The organism is Duganella sp. 3397 (assembly GCF_031456625.1).
In the GTDB taxonomy this organism is placed as follows: domain Bacteria; phylum Pseudomonadota; class Gammaproteobacteria; order Burkholderiales; family Burkholderiaceae_D; genus Rugamonas; species Rugamonas phyllosphaerae.
The window spans coordinates 187,222-202,972 of the sequence record NZ_JAVDVB010000005.1 but is presented as its reverse complement, the minus strand read 5'-3'; the positions used below and the strand labels follow the sequence as shown (position 1 = coordinate 202,972).

The window sequence follows — 15,751 nt, the reverse complement described above, 5'->3', positions numbered from 1 at the left end:
AGAATATTACCTTTCGGAATTATGCACGCAAACCAGCATCAAAAAACGGCCCGGCAAGCAAAAATCGTGACGACAGGCTAATATCGCGGCTCCCTGTCAACATACGGAAAGTCCCAATGACCACTTTTTCGATCTACTCCGCCTCCATTCCAGCATTCAAGCAGATCCTCAACAGCCTGCACACCATCCTGGGCAAGGCCGAAGCGCACATCGCCGACAAGAAGATCGACCCGAACGCACTGCTGCAGTACCGCTTGTTCCCGGACATGCTGCCGTTCACCCGCCAGGTGCAGATCGCCTGCGATTTCGCCAAGGGCGCAGCTGCCCGCCTTGGCGGCCTGGACGTGCCGTCGTATGAAGACAAGGAAGTGACGTTTGCCGAACTGAAAGCGCGCATCGAGAAAACCCTGGCCTACATCGACAGCGTGCCGCAAGACGCCATCGAAGGCAGCGAAACCCGCGCGATCACCACCGGCAGCGGCGAAAAGACCAAGCACTTCACCGGCCAGACCTATTTGTTCCACTACGCCCTGCCGCACTTCTACTTCCACGCCACCACCGCGTACGACATCCTGCGCCATAACGGTGTCGAGGTGGGCAAGAAGGATTACATCGGTACTTATTGATAGTGATAGCGGTTTATTTGTTCCGGCGCGGGTAGCCCTGCGCCAGGATGCGTTGCCACACCAGTTCTTTCTGCTCGGCCGACATCGAGACCCAGTGCGCCACCTCGACCACGGTGCGCCCGCACCCTCTGCACACGTCGTCGAAGGTGGTGGAACACACCGCTACGCACGGCGTGTCCGGGCGTTCGGGCAACTTGTCGCTGCCTGTGCTCATGCCTTGTCGGCCATCAGCTTGTCCCAGCCGTCGTGACCCAGGGCGCGGATGGTGTCCATGTTCTTCTCGAAAATCTCGGCCGCTTCCGGGAATGCTTCCACCGCGCGGTCGATGCTCTCTTCGCGCAGCAGGTGCAAGGTGGGGTACGGCGTGCGGTTGGTGTAGTTCTCGATATCGTTCTTGTCGGTGTCGGCGAACTGGTAGTCAGGGTGAAAGCTGGCCACCTGCAGGATGCCGTCGAGGTCCATGTCTTCCAGCGCAGCATCGGCCACGTCGAGGAACTCGTTGTAGTCTTCGAAGTCTTTCAGCACGTACGGATGGATGATCAGCGTGGTGTCGATTTTCTCCGGGTCGGCTTCGGCCAGGTGTTCCAGCTCTTCCATCAGCTTTTCCAGCAGCGCTTCCGGCGTGGTCGCCTCGCTCACCACGTAGCGAACCTGTTTTTTGACATGGACTGCCTTGGCAAAAGGGCACAGGTTCAGGCCGATGACGGCTTTCTCGAGCCAGTGGACGGTCTCGGCGACGACTACCTCGTGGTCGAGGACGGGGGCGGTGGTGCTCATGATGCGTTTCCTTGATTCAAACTATGCAAAGACGCGATTGTACGCACTCTTGGGCGCAGCCGATACTTCACGCATTTTGCCGCGATTACATCCTTATCTGCCGGCAACTATTCGATATCATCAAGTCATGCGATTGACATATTCCTTGACGTGCTCCGGCGAGCTTCGTACACTCCACCTTTATTTCATGGTCCGCTAGATGTTGGTTTAACAACAGCGATGGAAAACTATGCAAGCAAGCAACCGTAGTAAACATACAGCCAAGACAGCCGCCCTGGCCGCCCTCGTGGCCCTGCTGGCCCCTTTTGCCAGCCACGCTCTCGAACACGACCTCGACGACGCTCACGTCCTGACACCGATTTCCGCTGCCACGCTCAGCACCCTGCCTTCCCTGCAAAAAAATCCCGCCCTCGATGTCGCCGCCTCGCTCAAGGCCAGCAAACCGGCCCGGGCCGACGATGAATACCACGAAAAAGATCTCTGGGGCCGCATCCGCAGCGGCTACGCCATCCCCGACCTGAACAGCGAACTGGTCACCCGCAACACCACCTGGCTCAGCGCCCGCCCCGACCACATCGCCACGACCAGCGCACGCGCCTCGCTCTACCTGTTCTACGTGGTCAGCGAACTGGAAAAGCGCGGCATGCCGACCGAGCTGGCGCTGCTGCCGTTCATCGAATCGGGCTTCAATCCGCAAGCGCTGTCGCGCGCCAACGCTGCCGGCATGTGGCAATTCGTACCGGGCACCGGCCGCGATTTCAACCTCAAGCAGGACGCCTTCAAGGACGAGCGCCGCGGCGTGATGGAATCGACCGATGCCGCCCTGTCCTACCTGCAGCGCCTGTATGACATGTTTGGCGACTGGCAACTGGCGCTGGCCGCCTACAACTGGGGCGAGGGCTCGGTGCAGCGCGCCGTCGCCCGCAACCGCGCCGCCGGCAAGCCCACCGATTTCGAGAGCCTGTCGCCGCTGATGCCGACCGAAACGCGCGAGTACGTGCCCAAGCTGCAAGCGATGAAAAACATCATCGGCAACCCGGCCCAGTACCGCGTGAGCCTGCCGATCATCGACAACACGCCTTACTTCACGGCCGTGGACAAGACCAGCGATATCGACATGACGATTGCCGCCCAGCTGGCCGAACTGTCAATCGACGAATTCAAGGCCCTGAACCCGCAGTTCAAGCGCCCGGTCATCACCGGCGACGAGCAGACCAAGATTTTGCTGCCCAAGGAAAACGCCGACAAGTTCCACCTGAACCTGGCGCAGTGGGGCAAGGACTTGTCCACCTGGACGGTGCACAAGATTACCAGCGCCAAAGAAAACATCAGCTCGCTGGCTTCGCGCTTCCACACCACCCCGGACGTGATCCGCCAGGCCAACAACTTGCCGCAGCGCTCGCTGCTCAAGGCTGGCTCCACCATCCTGGTGCCGAAAATCTCTACCGGCACCTATAGCGACATCGCACCGGAAGTGGCCGATAACGCCACCGTCGCCTTCGAACCCGAGCGCACCGTCAGCAAGTCCGGTTACAAGCGCGCCGGCGCCAATGCCGGCAGCAAGTCCGGCCCCGTGTCGCTGGTCAAGGCGCGCGTGTCGCGCGATTCGATCAAGAGCAGGAACCGCAAAAAAAGTAACTGAGTAGCTGTCGAGCGGCGGCGACTGCGCTGGCAGGCCGCGCCCGCACCGGGGCGTGGCCCGTGAAGAATTCTTGCAGTCGCGGCAGACACGCCCTACAATCTCGGACTTGCGTGTCCGGCAATAGCCAACCACACGGTACAAAACAACCCCCCACTGCCGTCGCCCTGCAGGCTCTGAGCCAGCACGGGGGCGCAGTCGCAATTGGAGTCATTATGGCGTTCCTGCAAGGCAAAAAAATCCTCATCACTGGTTTGCTGTCGAACCGTTCCATCGCTTACGGTATCGCCAAGGCTTGCCACCGCGAAGGCGCCGAACTGGCGTTCACCTACGTCGGTGAACGTTTTAAAGACCGCATCACCGAATTCGCTGCCGAATTCGACAGCAAGCTGGTGTTCGACTGCGACGTCGGCAGCGACGAGCAGATCGACGCCCTGTTTGCCGACCTCGGCAAAAGCTGGCAACACCTGGACGGCCTGGTCCACGCCATCGGTTTCGCCCCGCGCGAAGCTATCGCCGGCGAATTCCTCGACGGCCTGACCCGCGAAAACTTCCGCGTGGCCCACGATATCTCGGCCTACAGCTTCCCGGCCATGGCCAAGGCCGCCCTGCCGCTGCTCAAGGAGGGCTCGTCGCTGCTGACGCTGTCGTACCTGGGCGCCATCCGCGCCATTCCGTACTACAACACCATGGGCCTGGCCAAGGCCTCGCTGGAAGCGTCGGTACGCTACCTGGCGGAAAACCTGGGCAAGAAAGGCATCCGCGCCAACGGCATTTCGGCCGGTCCGATCAAGACCCTGGCCGCCTCGGGCATCAAGGACTTCGGCAAGCTGCTGGGCTTTGCCTCGTCGCACGCGCCGCTGCGCCGCAACGTCACCATCGACGAAGTGGGCAACACCGCCGCCTTCATGCTGTCGGACCTGGCCTCGGGCATCACCGGCGAAATCACCTACGTCGACGGCGGCTTCTCGCACGTGATGGGTTTGAACGCGGAAGATTACCTGTAAGCTTGGCGTAACACCCAGGTTTGCTCAGGCCGGGGGCGCTGTTCGCAGCGTCCCCGGCCTCGTTTACACTGGACACCTGTACAGACTGCCCCAACTACTGTATAGTCCTGTTTGTGCGCTGCAATGAGCGCGTCGCAATTCAAGCAGCGGCGCCGATTGTTCAGCCAAGATTTTTTTAGCAGCTACGCAGCCCTTGCGCATCATTCTGATGTCGCTAAAGCCCTCCCGCCTCTGGTGTCGCACCTGACACCGTCCCGGCGCAAAGCTTTTGTGCCGAAATTTCTTTCGATTTTGATTGAGTCATTTCGTTTTGGTAGGCGTTGCTATTTCGCGTTCCGTTTATGCGTGAACGCAGATTTTTACGAAAGAACAGCATGACATTTGAAGCACTTGGTCTCAACACGTCCATCATTAAAGCCCTGACCGATTCCGGCTACACCGCGCCAACGCCGGTACAGCAGCAGGCTATTCCTGCGGCCATCGCAGGCAAGGACTTGTTGGTCTCCTCGCAAACCGGTTCCGGCAAGACCGCAGCATTCATGCTGCCGTCGCTGCACCGTTTGTTCGCAGTCGAGCCAGCAGCTGCCGGCAAGACGCCCAACCAGGAAATGCAGGCTGCCCGCGCCCGTGGCGAGCGTCCGCGTTTCAAGGCTGCCCAGCCAAAAATGCTGGTGCTCACGCCTACCCGCGAACTGGCACTGCAAGTAACCACCAACACCGACAAGTACAGCGTCAACCTGCGCCGCATCAAGGCCGTCTCGATCCTGGGCGGCATGCCTTACCCTAAGCAGATGCAACTGCTGGCCAAGAATCCTGAAATCCTGGTAGCCACCCCTGGCCGCCTGATCGACCACATGGAATCGGGCAAGATCGACTTCTCGCAACTGGAAATCCTGGTGCTGGACGAAGCCGACCGCATGCTGGACATGGGGTTCATCGACGACATCGAAAAGATCGTCGCCGCCACGCCATCGACGCGCCAGACCATGTTGTTCTCGGCCACCCTGGACGGCGTAGTGGGCAATATGGCCCGCCGCATCACCCGTGATCCGCAGGTCATCCAGATCATCAGCGCTGCCAACAAGCACGAAAACATCACCCAGACGGTGCACTTCGTCGACGACCTGTCGCACAAGAATCGCCTGCTGGACCACCTGCTGCGCGACGAGTCGCTCGACCAGGCCGTGGTTTTCACCGCCACCAAGCGTGACGCCGACACCATCGCCGACCGTCTGAACATCGCCGGTTTCTCGGCTGCCGCACTGCATGGCGACATGCACCAGGGCGCCCGTAACCGCACGCTCGACAGCCTGCGTCGCGGCCAGGTAAAAATCCTGATCGCCACCGACGTTGCCGCGCGCGGTATCGACGTGCCGACGATCACCCACGTGTTCAACTACGATCTGCCGAAGTTCCCGGAAGACTACGTCCACCGCATCGGCCGTACCGGCCGCGCCGGTCGTAACGGCCAGGCGATCTCGCTGGTCAACCATGCCGAAGGCATGAACGTCAAGCGCATCGAACGCTTCACCAAGCAGCTGATTCCGGTGAACGTGGTCGAGGGCTACGAGCCGAAGAAATCGGGCATGGCACCACGCTCGACCTCGCGTCCAGGCGGCTGGAAGCCGGGCGACAACCGTGGCGGCGCCAAGCCAGGTCAACGCAGCTTCAGCAATCCTAACGCACCACGCAAGGAAGGCTCGGGCGGCGGCTACAAGGGTAGCAACCCGCGCAGCACCGACGGCGCCCGTCGCAGCTACGGCGATCGTTAATCGCGATTTTGCCAGCTGACTAGGTATTAAAGAATGGCCACCGGAGCGATCCGGTGGCCATTTTTATTTGGGCGTGCAGTTCGGCTTTTGGGCTACCATGTCTGTCATGTCTGCCCCTCTACCGAAAGTGTCATCGTTGAGTGCCCGCCCGCTGTTTCAACTCGCCGCCTGGCTGTGGCTTGCCCTGGTCGCCCTTCCCTCTGCCATGGCCGCCCCCACTGCGCAAACGCTGATGGCGCAGGCGCGCGTGGCGGTCGGTGGCGAGGCGTGGCGCACCGTTACCACGCTGCAGACCCAGTTCGTGCGCAGCTACGGTGGCAATCCCGGCGACGACGACCACCAGGAAGCCGGCAGCAGCGATATCGATTTTGTCAGCGGCCGCTATGCCCAGCGCATTCCCTCGTCGGCGGTGGCGCGGCAGATGTCGCGCTCGGACGGCCGCGACTTCTGGCAGCAGCGCATGGGCCGGGTGGAAAAGCTCGATGCCGATGCGCCCAATCCCGAACAGTATCTGCGCCGCCAGTCCTACGGCTGGTGGTTCGCGCGCGGCAATGGCAAGGCGCGCAAGCTCGAGCTTCGTGCGCCGCGCCGGCAGGCGGGTGTCGATTACGCCGTAGTGAGGGTCACGCCCCAGCGCGGCGAACCGTTCGATTTCTGGATCAATACCGCCAGCGGCCGCGTGGAGCGGCGCCAGGAAGTCGTCGACGGCAAACTGCTCACCGTCGACTACCGCGATTTCCGCAAGGTGGGCGCAGTGACCATGCCGTTCGAGGAACGCACGCGGGACGGGCGCGACGAGCGCGATGCAGACGTGCTGCGGGTGACCAGCATGGTGCTGGGCCGCCCCGCCGCGCAGCTCGATTTCACGCTGCCCACACCTGTCGCCATCGAAGGCTTTGGCGTCGGCCGACGTTCGGTGACGATCCCGTTCGAGCCGTGCCAGGCGCACATCTGCGTGTCGATGACGTTGAACGGCCAAGGACCGTTCCGCTTCATCCTCGACACCGGCGCGCGCAACGTCATCAGCAACAAGCTGCACCGCCGCCTGCGGTTGCCGGTGCAAGGCGTGGCCGTGTTGTCGGGCATGGGGCCGCAGAGCGAGCGCGGCATGCTCACCACCATCAAGGAAATCGGCCTGGCCGGTTTGACCCTGAGCCAGCAGGCGTTCTTCACCAGTCCCACGCTCGACAACCTGCCGATCGACGGCACCATCGGCTACGAATGGCTGTCGCTCACGCCCACCCGCATCGACTACGCGGCGCGCCAGATCACGTTTTACGATCCCAGGGATTTCGTCTATCGCGGCGCGGCCGCACCGATCGCCCTCACCTTCCACGACCGCACGCCGCAAGTGGCGGCAAAGCTGGACGGCCTGCCCGGCATGTTTACCATCGACACCGGCAGCGACTACTCGCTGACGATGAACCAGTCATTCGTGGAGCGCCACGGCCTGGTGGCAAAATACGGCGCCGGCGACGTAGTGCAGACCGCGCAAGGCATCGGCGGCAAGAGCCGGGTGCTGGCCACGCAGGGCAAGCTATTCGAAATTGGCGACGTGCGCATTGCCGACCCGACGCTGGAACTGTCCACCCATGCCAGCGGCCTGCTCAATGGTACGGGTGGCACCGGTGGCACGCCCATTGCCGGCAACATCAGCAACGGCATCCTGCGCCAGCTCGACATCGTATTCGACTACCAGGGTGGCAAGCTGTACCTCACCCCCAACCAGTCCAGCGCCACCAACTAGTACTCAACTTAGCCGCCACTCTCGCCAGCCATGCCAACAACAATAAAATCGCCCGCCACCCCGGAATTCTCGCGCTACCAGAAAATCGTCGTCGCCCTGCTCGCCTTCCTGCAGTTTGCCGTGATCCTCGACTTCATGATCATGTCGCCGCTGGGCGCGGTGATCATGCCGGCGCTATCGATTGGTCCGGCCCAGTTTGGCGTGGTGGTGTCGGCCTATGCGTTCAGCGCCGGTATTTCCGGCCTGCTCACGGCCGGATTTGCCGACCGCTACGACCGCAAGAAACTGCTGCTGTTCTTTTATACCGGGTTTATCCTCGGCACCGTGTGGTGCGGACTGGCGCAAAGTTACGAGGCGCTGATAATTGCCCGCATCGTCACGGGCCTGTTCGGCGGCGTGATCGGATCGGTGGTGCTGGCGATTGCCACCGACCTGTTCGCGCCCGCCATTCGGGGCCGCGTGATGGGGCTGATCCAGACCGCGTTTGCGGCCAGCCAGGTGCTCGGCATTCCGATCAGTATTTATTTATCGAACCACTGGGACTGGCACGTACCATTCCTGGCGCTGGCCGGGTTCGGCCTGGTCGGTGGATTGATCGTCGCGTGGCAGATGGCGCCGGTCAATGCCCACCTGGGCAAGCCGCAGGAACACAGCCCGTGGATGCACCTGTACCACACGGTGAAGGTGCCGCACCACCTGCTGGCGTTTGCCACCACGGCGCTGCTGACCATGGGTGGCTTCATGCTGATGCCGTTCAGCAGCGCCTACATCGTCAACAACCTCGGCATCGACATGCAGCATTTGCCCACCGTGTACCTGGTCACCGGCATCTGCACGATTTTTGCGGGACCGATGATCGGCAAGATCGCCGACAGGCGCGGCAAGTTGCCGGTGTTTTTGTTCGGCACCATCGTCTCGACAGTTACCGTGCTGATTTACACGCACCTGGGCCGGATCTCGCTGCCGGTGCTGATCGTGCTCAACGCCGTCATGTTCGTCGGCATCTTCTCGCGCATGATTCCGTTCCAGGCGCTGGCGGCATCGATCCCGCCGCCCACCCAGCGCGGCGCCTTCAACGCCATCAGCGCATCGCTGCAGCAACTGGCCGGCGGCGTGGCCTCGGTGGTGGCCGGCCACATCGTCAGCCAGGGCGCCGACGGCCGCCTCGAGCACTTCGACATCATCGGCTACCTGATGGTGGCCACGTCGCTCGGCTCGCTGCTGCTGGTACGCAAGCTCAACCAGCGCGCTCATCCATAACTTCGGGGGTCAGTGCCGACATTCGGACATCGCGGAACTTTTTCATTGAAGCGTACTTCAATTCATAAGTTCAAAAATGTCCGAATGTCGGCACTGACCCCGAAGCTTAGTGGCGTTCCTTGACGATGCCGCGATACACCAGCCAGGTCGCCAACAGGCTGATGGCGCCGGCGCCGGCCATCCAGTAGCCGGGGGCGGCCTTGTCGCCGGTGCTTTCGATCAGCAGGGTCGAAACCAGTGGCGTCATGCCGCCGAACAGCGCGGTGGCCAGGCTGTAGGCCAGCGAGAAGCCGGTGGTGCGTACGCTGGCCGGGATGATTTCCGTCAGCGCAACAATGGTGGCGCCGTTATAGCTGCCGTACAGGAACGACAGCCACAACTCCACCATCACCATGTTCTGGAAACTCGGATGGCCCACCAGCCATGACAGCACCGGATACGCAGTGGCCACCGTCAGCGCCGAGCACACCGCCATGATCGGCCAGCGGCCGATGCGGTCGGACAGCGCCCCCATCACCGGCAGCCAGATAAAGTTCGACAAGCCCACGCACAGCGTCACCAGCAAGCTTTCTTCGGTACTGAGCTTGAGCACGGTTTTGCCGAAGGTGGGCGTATAGACCGTGATCAGGTAGAACGCCACCGTCGTCAACACGATCAGCATGGTGCCGGCCACCACCAGCGGCCAGTTCAGGCTGATGGTCTTGAGCATTTGGCGGAAGGTCGGATGCGACTTGCGCGCCAGGTATTCCTCGGTTTCCTGCAGCGAACGGCGGATGTAGAACACCACCGGGATGATCGAGCAACCGATGAAGAACGGAATGCGCCAGCCCCAGTCGGCGATGAACGCCGGGCTCAAGGTTTCGTTGAGGAAGTAGCCCAGTCCGGCGGAGAAAATGATCGCGACCTGCTGGCTGGCCGACTGCCAGCTCACGTAATAGCCCTTGTTGCCGGGCGTGGCCATCTCGGACAGGTACACCGACACCCCGCCGAGCTCGACACCGGCGGAAAAGCCTTGCAGCAAGCGCCCGATCAGCACCAGGAGCGGCGCCATCAGTCCGATGGTTTCATAGCCCGGCACAAAGGCGATCAGCGCGGTACCCGAGGCCATGATGGCCAGGGTGAGCACCAGGCCCTTGCGGCGGCCGATACGGTCGATATAGCTGCCGAGAATGATCGCGCCCAGCGGACGCATGAAAAAGCCCGCGCCGAAGGTGGCGAAGGTCATCATCAGTGCTGCATATTCACTGCTGGCGGGGAAGAACGCCTTGGAAATATACGTGGCATAAAAGCCGAACAGGAAAAAATCGTACATTTCGATGAAGTTTCCGCTCGTCACTCGGATGACGGTCGCGATGCGCGACGGGGCGCGCACCGGTTTGGCGGTGGATTGAATAGCCATTGTTTTCTATTACCTGATACCTGTAACTTGTTAAAAAATCGTCTGCTGAAAGCTTTACCGGCGCCGCTTACTGCTTCGTTTTGGCTGCCGGCACCAGGCCGGTAGCTTCGATGGCGCCGGCATGTTCCGGCGACGACAGGAACTTCAGCAAGGCGCGCCCGGCTTCCGGCTGTTTGGCATCGCGCACCAGTGCCGCCGAAAACTCGGTCATCTGCTGCACGTCCGCCGGCAGCAGGCCGACGATCTCGATGCCTTCGACGGGCATCAGTTCGCTACGCTGCTGGCAGCCGAAGTCGGCCTGGCCATGGGCGACAATTTCGCCGACCGGGGTAGCCGGAATTTTCGCGGCCTTGCCCTGCATCTGCTCGACAATGCCCAGCTTCTTCATCAGTTGCGTCTCGATGTAGACGCCGCTGGCGCTGTCCGAATACGCGACCTTGTTCGCCTTCAGGAAGGCATTGCGCAAGCCCTGGGTGGTGCTGATGTCGGGCTTGGGGGCGCCGCGCCGCACGGCGCAGGCGATCGGCGAGTCGGCCAGCACGACCTTGGTGCCAGCGGCCAGCTTGCCTTCGGCCATCAGCTTGTCGAGGGCATCGCCAACCATGATCACGACATCGATCGGCTCGCCACGCGCGAGGCGCGCGGGAATCGCCTTGGCCGTGGTGCCCATTGAGGGCCCCCACTCGGAGACCAGGTGGTCGCCGCTGGCGCGCTCGTAGTCGGCCGCCAGGTTTTTATAGGCCTGGGCGAAACCGCCCGAGCTGACCACGCGGATTTCGGCGGCATGCGCCGCGCCAGCGGACAGCAGGGCCAGCGCGACCAGGGCTGGCAGCAGAAGGCGGGATTTGCGCAACAGTGCAGGTTGAAGCGACATCATGTTCTCCTGTAATTAAAATTTTTCCATCAGGCCGAGCGTCATGCCCAGGCCGCGACGGTCGTTGGGGCGGTTGCCGGTCACGCCGGCGGCATCCCCTTGCCACAAGGTGTAGTCCGATTCGAGGTAGACGGTGGTGCGCGGCGACAGCGACTTTTCCAGGTAGGCAAACGCCCGCTGGAAGCCGTCGTCCACGCGGCCGGTGGTGGTGCGCCGCACCTTGAAGTACGCAGTGGTGAGCAGCAGGTCGGGCCTCAGTTGACGGCTCACGCCGGCCGACAGCACGCGCTGGTGCACGGTCTGGCCGGCGCCGGTATCGGCACGGTTGTAGCCGCCATTGGCCTTGAAGTGCCAGTCGCCGAGCTTGTAGGCGGCGCCCAGCGACGCGGCGTCGAGCGCGAGATTGTCGCGGTTACGCAAGCGCATCACCGCGCCGGACACGGCCACGTCCGCCTGCTGATACGTCAGCCCCCCGCCCCAGGTGGACATGGGCGAGGTGGCGCCAGGCGTCTCGCCGAACGAATACGCAGCGCGCGCCACGACCGGCCCCAGGTTGGTGGTGACTTTCACCGTGTTGTCGAGCCGGTAAAAATTGTCGGCATAACCGCTGGTGCCGTATTGCTGGCCGAACGAGTGGCGCCCGAAAGCGGTATTGCTCATGCCGGTGATGTTGACGTTGGGATTGAAGGAGGCATAGCGGATGCCGAGTGGGTCCACCGTGGAGAGCGCGTCGGAAATCAGGTTGGCCTGGCGCCCCAGGTAAATCGAACCGAGCGGCGTCTTGAGGCCCACCCAGGCTTGGCGGTCGAACAGCTTGTCGGACTTTGCCGAGCTGCCCGTATCGAGATTGAGGCCGCCTTCCAGGCGGTACAGCGCCTGCCAGCCACCGCCGAGGCTTTCCTGCCCGCGCAAGCCCCAGCGGCTGGTCTTGTTGACGCCGCTGCTGACGGTGGGCAGCGCACCGCCGGAGGTCGGCGCATTGTTGGCGCCCAGGTTGTCGACGTAGCGGACGCCCAGATCGGCGATGCCGTAAATTTCATTGCCGTCCTGCGCCAGGCAGGTACCGCTGGCCGCCAGCAGCAGCACAAACATATGACGATGTCGCATCGTGTCTCCATTTTTCGATGATGCCTTCTTGCCGAGGCTGATTGGTTTCGTATCATCGTAGAAATGGCATAATTTGATAATTGCAATTTTTCCCTGGATTCATGCATGTCACGCATCAATTATGATCTTCCCGACTTGCAGGCATTCGTCGCCGTGGCCGAGCGCAACAGCTTTCGCCAGGCCGCCAATGACCTGTTCATCTCGCAGCCGGCGCTGAGCCGCCGCATCGACAAGCTCGAAGAAGCGCTGGGAGTAAAACTGTTCGAGCGCACCACCCGCCGCGTGCAGCTGACCAACGTGGGCCAGGCATTCCTGGTCAATGTGCGTGACGCGCTCAACGGCCTGGAAGATGCCGTGCTGGGCGTGGCGGACCTGGCGGCGCACCGCACCGGCACGGTCACGCTGGCGTGCGTGCCGTCGGCCGTCTGGCATTTCCTGCCCGATGTCCTGAAACGGTACACCGCGCAATTTCCGAAGATCCGCGTGCGCGTGCATGACGAAAGCGCGCAGGACGTGCTCAACCTGGTGCTGACCGGCGAGGCCGATTTCGGCATCTGTTTTACCGGTGCGGAAAATCCCGAGATCAACTTCCAGCCGATCTACGTGGAAAGCTATGTGCTGGCAATGCGGCGCGACCACCCGCTGGCCGGGCGCAAGAAACTGAGCTGGAAAGACACGGTCGATGAGCGCTACATCTCGGTGGCCAAGTCGAGCGGCAACCGCAGCGTGCTCGACGCCGCGCTGGCCGGCGTGGAAAAGCACCCGTGGATCTCGTGCGAGATCAACCACGTCTCGGGCATCCTGGCGCTGGTGGAATCGGGGCTCGGGGTGGCGGCGGTGCCGGGGTTGTCGATCCTGGCGCAGCGGCAAGGTGCCGTGATCGGCGTGCCGCTGGTCAATCCGTCCGTGAAGCGGACACTGGGCCTGATCAGCAAGCATCAACATGCGATGGCGCCCGCATCGCGCACCCTGTTCGACATGCTGAGTGCAAATATCACCAAGAAGCGCAGGATTTGAAAGGGCGTTTAACGTGCGCTAGCGTACATTACTGCCTCATGATCAAGGATCGTCAAAGTTTCACTATTTTAAAATCACATATAAAAAAACTCAATAAAGTTTCCATATGGAATTATTACGATCTATAATTCCGGGCATCAACTAAAATCTCGAAAGGGAGTATTTGCATGAACCCCAGGAATATGGATGCAGCCTGCCTGCGCGCGTTGCGCCGCCGCGGCCACTCGGATGCGACGATCGTCGCCATGAGCCCCGAAGAAGCGTTTTGTGAATATTGCGCCTATCACGGCATCATGAATTTGCAGCCGAACACGCTGCAAATGCTGGACAAATTGCGCGAGTCGCCGCCGAAGCAGCAGTTAGCCAGCTAGGCAGTCGACCCGGCATAAAAAAACCACCTGCGGTCGCCCGGAGGTGGTGTTTTGGGTCACTGCGTTGACATCACTGGTTACTTGTAAAACGCGGTCACCACGCCTTTGAGCTTGATCAGCATCGGGTTGCCGCGACGGTCGACTGCTTTGCCGGCCGGGACTTTGATCCAGCCTTCGCTGATGCAGTACTCGTCGACATCCGTGCGTTCTTTGCCGTTGAAGGTGATGCCAACATCGTGTTCGAACACGGCGGCAACGTGGTGCGGGCTGCGCGGGTCGATCGACAGGCGATCTGGCAGCGCAGGCTGTTGTGGGGTTTGGATAGGTTCGTTCATCCCACAATTATATCAGCTGGTTTTGACGATCAACTGCGCCGCGCGCCGCAATTTTGGGTACACCATCGGCACCGTCAGCATGGTGCTGGCAATCGCCATCAATAGCAGCGCCGTAAAGGTCTCGTTGGTGATCAGGCCTTTGTCGAGCAGGATGTTGGAAAAGATGATCATGATCAGCGCCTTGGTCTGCAACAGCCAGCCGATGATGGACGCCTCGCCCTGCCCCCACTTGAGGATTTTGCCGGCGATATGGGTGCCGATCAGCTTGCCCGACAGCGACGCCGCCAGCAGCACTGCCGCCGCCACGAACACGGCCGAGCCGCCTACCGCCCAGTTGGTGCGCAGGCCGGCACTGAGGAAATACACGGGCATGATGGTGATGAGCACGGTCTGGCGCATGAAGTCGAGCCGTTGCTGGGCAAACCAGTGCGCGTCCATCACGGCGCCGGCCAGGAACGCCCCCACCATGTAGTGCAGCCCGGCCCAGTCCGCCGCGAACGATACCGCCACCAGCCAGATCAGCGCGACAAACCAGCGGTCGCGCTCTTCCAGCCTGGCCATCAGCAGGCGGAACAGCCAGGTGGCCACCATGAACACCACGATGAAACCCAGTTGGCGCGTGACGCGGTCCCAGTCCAGCATGATCACGGCCAGCACCGCCCAGATGGCGATATCGTCGAGGCTGGCGTAGCGCAGGATGCGCTGGCCGATGTTTTCGCGCAGGATCTCGAGCTTTTCCATCAGCAAAATCAGGATCGGCAGCGCGGTCACCGCGCACGCCATGCCCACGCCCAGCACGAACTGCCACGACTGCGCCTTCGGCCCGATCCAGCCGGCAAAGCCCAGCATGCCAAATGCCGCAATGCAGCCGAACACCAGCGGCGTGCCCAGCGCCAGGCTGGCGGTAATGGTGCTCTCGCGCCGGTGTTCCCACGCCTTTTTCAGATCGAGCTCGATCCCGGCCAGCATCACGAAAATCATCACCGCCCACCAGGCGATGCCGTTCAACGACTGCACCACCTGCGGATTGAACACGAAGGTGTAGTACTCGGGATAGGCGCGGCCGAGGATGCCCGGCCCCAGGATCACACCGGTGATGATCTGCACGATCACCAGCGGGGCGTAATAGTCGGTGCCGCCCACGCGCCAGATCAGGTATGGCACAGCAAAGATCAGCAGCATCGCGATCAGGAAAATTTCGGTGGTACCCATGTGCATGGTGCTGTCCCCGGGTTTTATCATTTATGAAAACGTTATCATAGCTTTGCCAGCATGAACAATGCACAAATAATTAGTTGCGCACTCAAACATTTATCAAGTAGTATTCAATCAAATTACCCAAGGAGCAAGCGATGGACAATCAATATCCGCCAGTGGCGCCCAGCCTGGAATTCACCCTGCGCCTGGCCCGCGCGCAAGCCACGCTAGTGCGCCGGCTCGACCAGGTGCTGGGTGGCTACCATGGCATCAGCTTTGGCGACTTCATGCTGCTGCACTACCTGAGCCGCGCGCCGGGCGGCCGCTTGCGCCGGGTGGACCTGGCCGAGCGCCAGGGCCTGACCGCTTCCGGCGTCACGCGCACCTTGCTGCCGCTGGAAAAAATCGGCCTGGTCGAACGCCAGCAAGACCCGCGCGACGCCCGCGTGGCCTACGCCGCCATCACCCCCACCGGGCGCGAGCTGCTGGAGAACGCAGTGGTCGTGGCCGAGCAGATCAGCCGTGACCTGCTGCGCAGCTGCCCACCGGCGCAACTGGGCGAGATGAGCGCGGCGCTGGGCCTGATCGCCGGCATGAACGCTTCCAACTCCTGACCAGAACGA

At 61.8% G+C, this 15,751-nt stretch carries 16 protein-coding genes; 9 read left to right on the top strand and 7 right to left on the bottom strand.

Going from position 1 to position 15,751, the window contains the following annotated elements; translation table 11 throughout:
• The first annotated feature begins 116 nt into the window (after positions 1-116).
• A complete protein-coding gene (locus J2X54_RS17400; RefSeq protein ID WP_310182286.1) occupies positions 117-626 on the top strand; it encodes a DUF1993 domain-containing protein in 510 nt (169 codons plus the stop codon).
• A 13-nt stretch (positions 627-639) separates the two neighbouring features.
• Here the strand turns inward: J2X54_RS17400 and J2X54_RS17395 are convergent, their stop codons facing one another.
• Both J2X54_RS17395 and J2X54_RS17390 read right to left on the bottom strand, forming a co-directional pair.
• On the bottom strand, positions 640-840 hold the full coding sequence (locus tag J2X54_RS17395) for a DUF1289 domain-containing protein (RefSeq protein WP_310182285.1): 201 nt from the start codon (positions 838-840) through the stop codon (positions 640-642).
• A complete protein-coding gene (locus J2X54_RS17390) occupies positions 837-1,403 on the bottom strand; it encodes a DUF1415 domain-containing protein (protein ID WP_070251756.1) in 567 nt (188 codons plus the stop codon). The genes J2X54_RS17395 and J2X54_RS17390 overlap by 4 nt, the downstream gene beginning before the upstream one ends.
• A gap of 229 nt (positions 1,404-1,632) precedes the next feature.
• Between J2X54_RS17390 and J2X54_RS17385 the strand changes: the two genes are divergently transcribed.
• The 5 genes from J2X54_RS17385 to J2X54_RS17365 all read left to right on the top strand — a co-directional run bounded on the left by J2X54_RS17385 (position 1,633) and on the right by J2X54_RS17365 (position 8,828).
• Positions 1,633-3,045 carry a transglycosylase SLT domain-containing protein gene (locus J2X54_RS17385; protein WP_310182284.1) on the top strand — a complete coding sequence of 471 codons (1,413 nt, stop codon included), beginning with the start codon at positions 1,633-1,635 and terminating at the stop codon, positions 3,043-3,045.
• A gap of 212 nt (positions 3,046-3,257) precedes the next feature.
• Positions 3,258-4,049 carry an enoyl-ACP reductase FabI gene (gene fabI / locus J2X54_RS17380; protein ID WP_070251754.1) on the top strand — a complete coding sequence of 264 codons (792 nt, stop codon included), beginning with the start codon at positions 3,258-3,260 and terminating at the stop codon, positions 4,047-4,049.
• Between the two features lie 374 nt (positions 4,050-4,423).
• Positions 4,424-5,821 (top strand): DEAD/DEAH box helicase, encoded by a 1,398-nt coding sequence (locus J2X54_RS17375; protein WP_310182283.1) that lies wholly within the window; start codon positions 4,424-4,426, stop codon positions 5,819-5,821.
• Between the two features lie 205 nt (positions 5,822-6,026).
• Positions 6,027-7,568 carry a retroviral-like aspartic protease family protein gene (locus J2X54_RS17370; RefSeq protein ID WP_310182282.1) on the top strand — a complete coding sequence of 514 codons (1,542 nt, stop codon included), beginning with the start codon at positions 6,027-6,029 and terminating at the stop codon, positions 7,566-7,568.
• A gap of 30 nt (positions 7,569-7,598) precedes the next feature.
• Positions 7,599-8,828, top strand: a complete 1,230-nt coding sequence (locus J2X54_RS17365; protein ID WP_310182281.1) for an MFS transporter — start codon at positions 7,599-7,601, stop codon at positions 8,826-8,828.
• Positions 8,829-8,934: 106 nt separating this feature from the next.
• Here J2X54_RS17365 and J2X54_RS17360 read toward each other — a convergent pair whose 3' ends face one another.
• The 3 genes from J2X54_RS17360 to J2X54_RS17350 all read right to left on the bottom strand — a co-directional run bounded on the left by J2X54_RS17360 (position 8,935) and on the right by J2X54_RS17350 (position 12,208).
• Positions 8,935-10,227 (bottom strand): MFS transporter, encoded by a 1,293-nt coding sequence (locus tag J2X54_RS17360; RefSeq protein ID WP_070251750.1) that lies wholly within the window; start codon positions 10,225-10,227, stop codon positions 8,935-8,937.
• 67 nt (positions 10,228-10,294) lie between these two features.
• A complete protein-coding gene (locus J2X54_RS17355; protein ID WP_310182280.1) occupies positions 10,295-11,101 on the bottom strand; it encodes a substrate-binding domain-containing protein in 807 nt (268 codons plus the stop codon).
• 15 nt (positions 11,102-11,116) lie between these two features.
• On the bottom strand, positions 11,117-12,208 hold the full coding sequence (locus J2X54_RS17350; protein WP_310182279.1) for a porin: 1,092 nt from the start codon (positions 12,206-12,208) through the stop codon (positions 11,117-11,119).
• A 105-nt stretch (positions 12,209-12,313) separates the two neighbouring features.
• Here J2X54_RS17350 and J2X54_RS17345 point away from each other — a divergent pair, with 105 nt between their 5' ends.
• Positions 12,314-13,225 (top strand): LysR family transcriptional regulator, encoded by a 912-nt coding sequence (locus J2X54_RS17345; protein ID WP_310182278.1) that lies wholly within the window; start codon positions 12,314-12,316, stop codon positions 13,223-13,225.
• A gap of 182 nt (positions 13,226-13,407) precedes the next feature.
• Positions 13,408-13,596, top strand: coding sequence for a hypothetical protein (locus J2X54_RS17340; RefSeq protein WP_070251747.1), 189 nt, complete (start codon positions 13,408-13,410; stop codon positions 13,594-13,596).
• 77 nt (positions 13,597-13,673) lie between these two features.
• On the opposite strand, the gene J2X54_RS17335 is transcribed toward J2X54_RS17340, so the two are convergent.
• A complete protein-coding gene (locus J2X54_RS17335; RefSeq protein WP_070251746.1) occupies positions 13,674-13,931 on the bottom strand; it encodes a DUF3297 family protein in 258 nt (85 codons plus the stop codon).
• A 12-nt stretch (positions 13,932-13,943) separates the two neighbouring features.
• Positions 13,944-15,149, bottom strand: a complete 1,206-nt coding sequence (locus J2X54_RS17330; protein WP_070251745.1) for a cation:proton antiporter — start codon at positions 15,147-15,149, stop codon at positions 13,944-13,946.
• Between the two features lie 134 nt (positions 15,150-15,283).
• Between J2X54_RS17330 and J2X54_RS17325 the strand changes: the two genes are divergently transcribed.
• Positions 15,284-15,742 (top strand): MarR family winged helix-turn-helix transcriptional regulator, encoded by a 459-nt coding sequence (locus J2X54_RS17325; protein WP_084640880.1) that lies wholly within the window; start codon positions 15,284-15,286, stop codon positions 15,740-15,742.
• Positions 15,743-15,751: the final 9 nt, after the last annotated feature.

What these genes read in the sequence shown, in the direction of transcription:
- J2X54_RS17400 (WP_310182286.1), top strand. Translation starts at nt 117, where the DNA reads ATGACCACTTTTTCGATCTACTCCGCCTCCATTCCAGCATTCAAGCAG.
- J2X54_RS17395 (WP_310182285.1), bottom strand. Translation starts at nt 840, where the DNA reads ATGAGCACAGGCAGCGACAAGTTGCCCGAACGCCCGGACACGCCGTGC.
- J2X54_RS17390 (WP_070251756.1), bottom strand. Translation starts at nt 1,403, where the DNA reads ATGAGCACCACCGCCCCCGTCCTCGACCACGAGGTAGTCGTCGCCGAG.
- J2X54_RS17385 (WP_310182284.1), top strand. Translation starts at nt 1,633, where the DNA reads ATGCAAGCAAGCAACCGTAGTAAACATACAGCCAAGACAGCCGCCCTG.
- fabI (WP_070251754.1), top strand. Translation starts at nt 3,258, where the DNA reads ATGGCGTTCCTGCAAGGCAAAAAAATCCTCATCACTGGTTTGCTGTCG.
- J2X54_RS17375 (WP_310182283.1), top strand. Translation starts at nt 4,424, where the DNA reads ATGACATTTGAAGCACTTGGTCTCAACACGTCCATCATTAAAGCCCTG.
- J2X54_RS17370 (WP_310182282.1), top strand. Translation starts at nt 6,027, where the DNA reads ATGGCCGCCCCCACTGCGCAAACGCTGATGGCGCAGGCGCGCGTGGCG.
- J2X54_RS17365 (WP_310182281.1), top strand. Translation starts at nt 7,599, where the DNA reads ATGCCAACAACAATAAAATCGCCCGCCACCCCGGAATTCTCGCGCTAC.
- J2X54_RS17360 (WP_070251750.1), bottom strand. Translation starts at nt 10,227, where the DNA reads ATGGCTATTCAATCCACCGCCAAACCGGTGCGCGCCCCGTCGCGCATC.
- J2X54_RS17355 (WP_310182280.1), bottom strand. Translation starts at nt 11,101, where the DNA reads ATGTCGCTTCAACCTGCACTGTTGCGCAAATCCCGCCTTCTGCTGCCA.
- J2X54_RS17350 (WP_310182279.1), bottom strand. Translation starts at nt 12,208, where the DNA reads ATGCGACATCGTCATATGTTTGTGCTGCTGCTGGCGGCCAGCGGTACC.
- J2X54_RS17345 (WP_310182278.1), top strand. Translation starts at nt 12,314, where the DNA reads ATGTCACGCATCAATTATGATCTTCCCGACTTGCAGGCATTCGTCGCC.
- J2X54_RS17340 (WP_070251747.1), top strand. Translation starts at nt 13,408, where the DNA reads ATGGATGCAGCCTGCCTGCGCGCGTTGCGCCGCCGCGGCCACTCGGAT.
- J2X54_RS17335 (WP_070251746.1), bottom strand. Translation starts at nt 13,931, where the DNA reads ATGAACGAACCTATCCAAACCCCACAACAGCCTGCGCTGCCAGATCGC.
- J2X54_RS17330 (WP_070251745.1), bottom strand. Translation starts at nt 15,149, where the DNA reads ATGCACATGGGTACCACCGAAATTTTCCTGATCGCGATGCTGCTGATC.
- J2X54_RS17325 (WP_084640880.1), top strand. Translation starts at nt 15,284, where the DNA reads ATGGACAATCAATATCCGCCAGTGGCGCCCAGCCTGGAATTCACCCTG.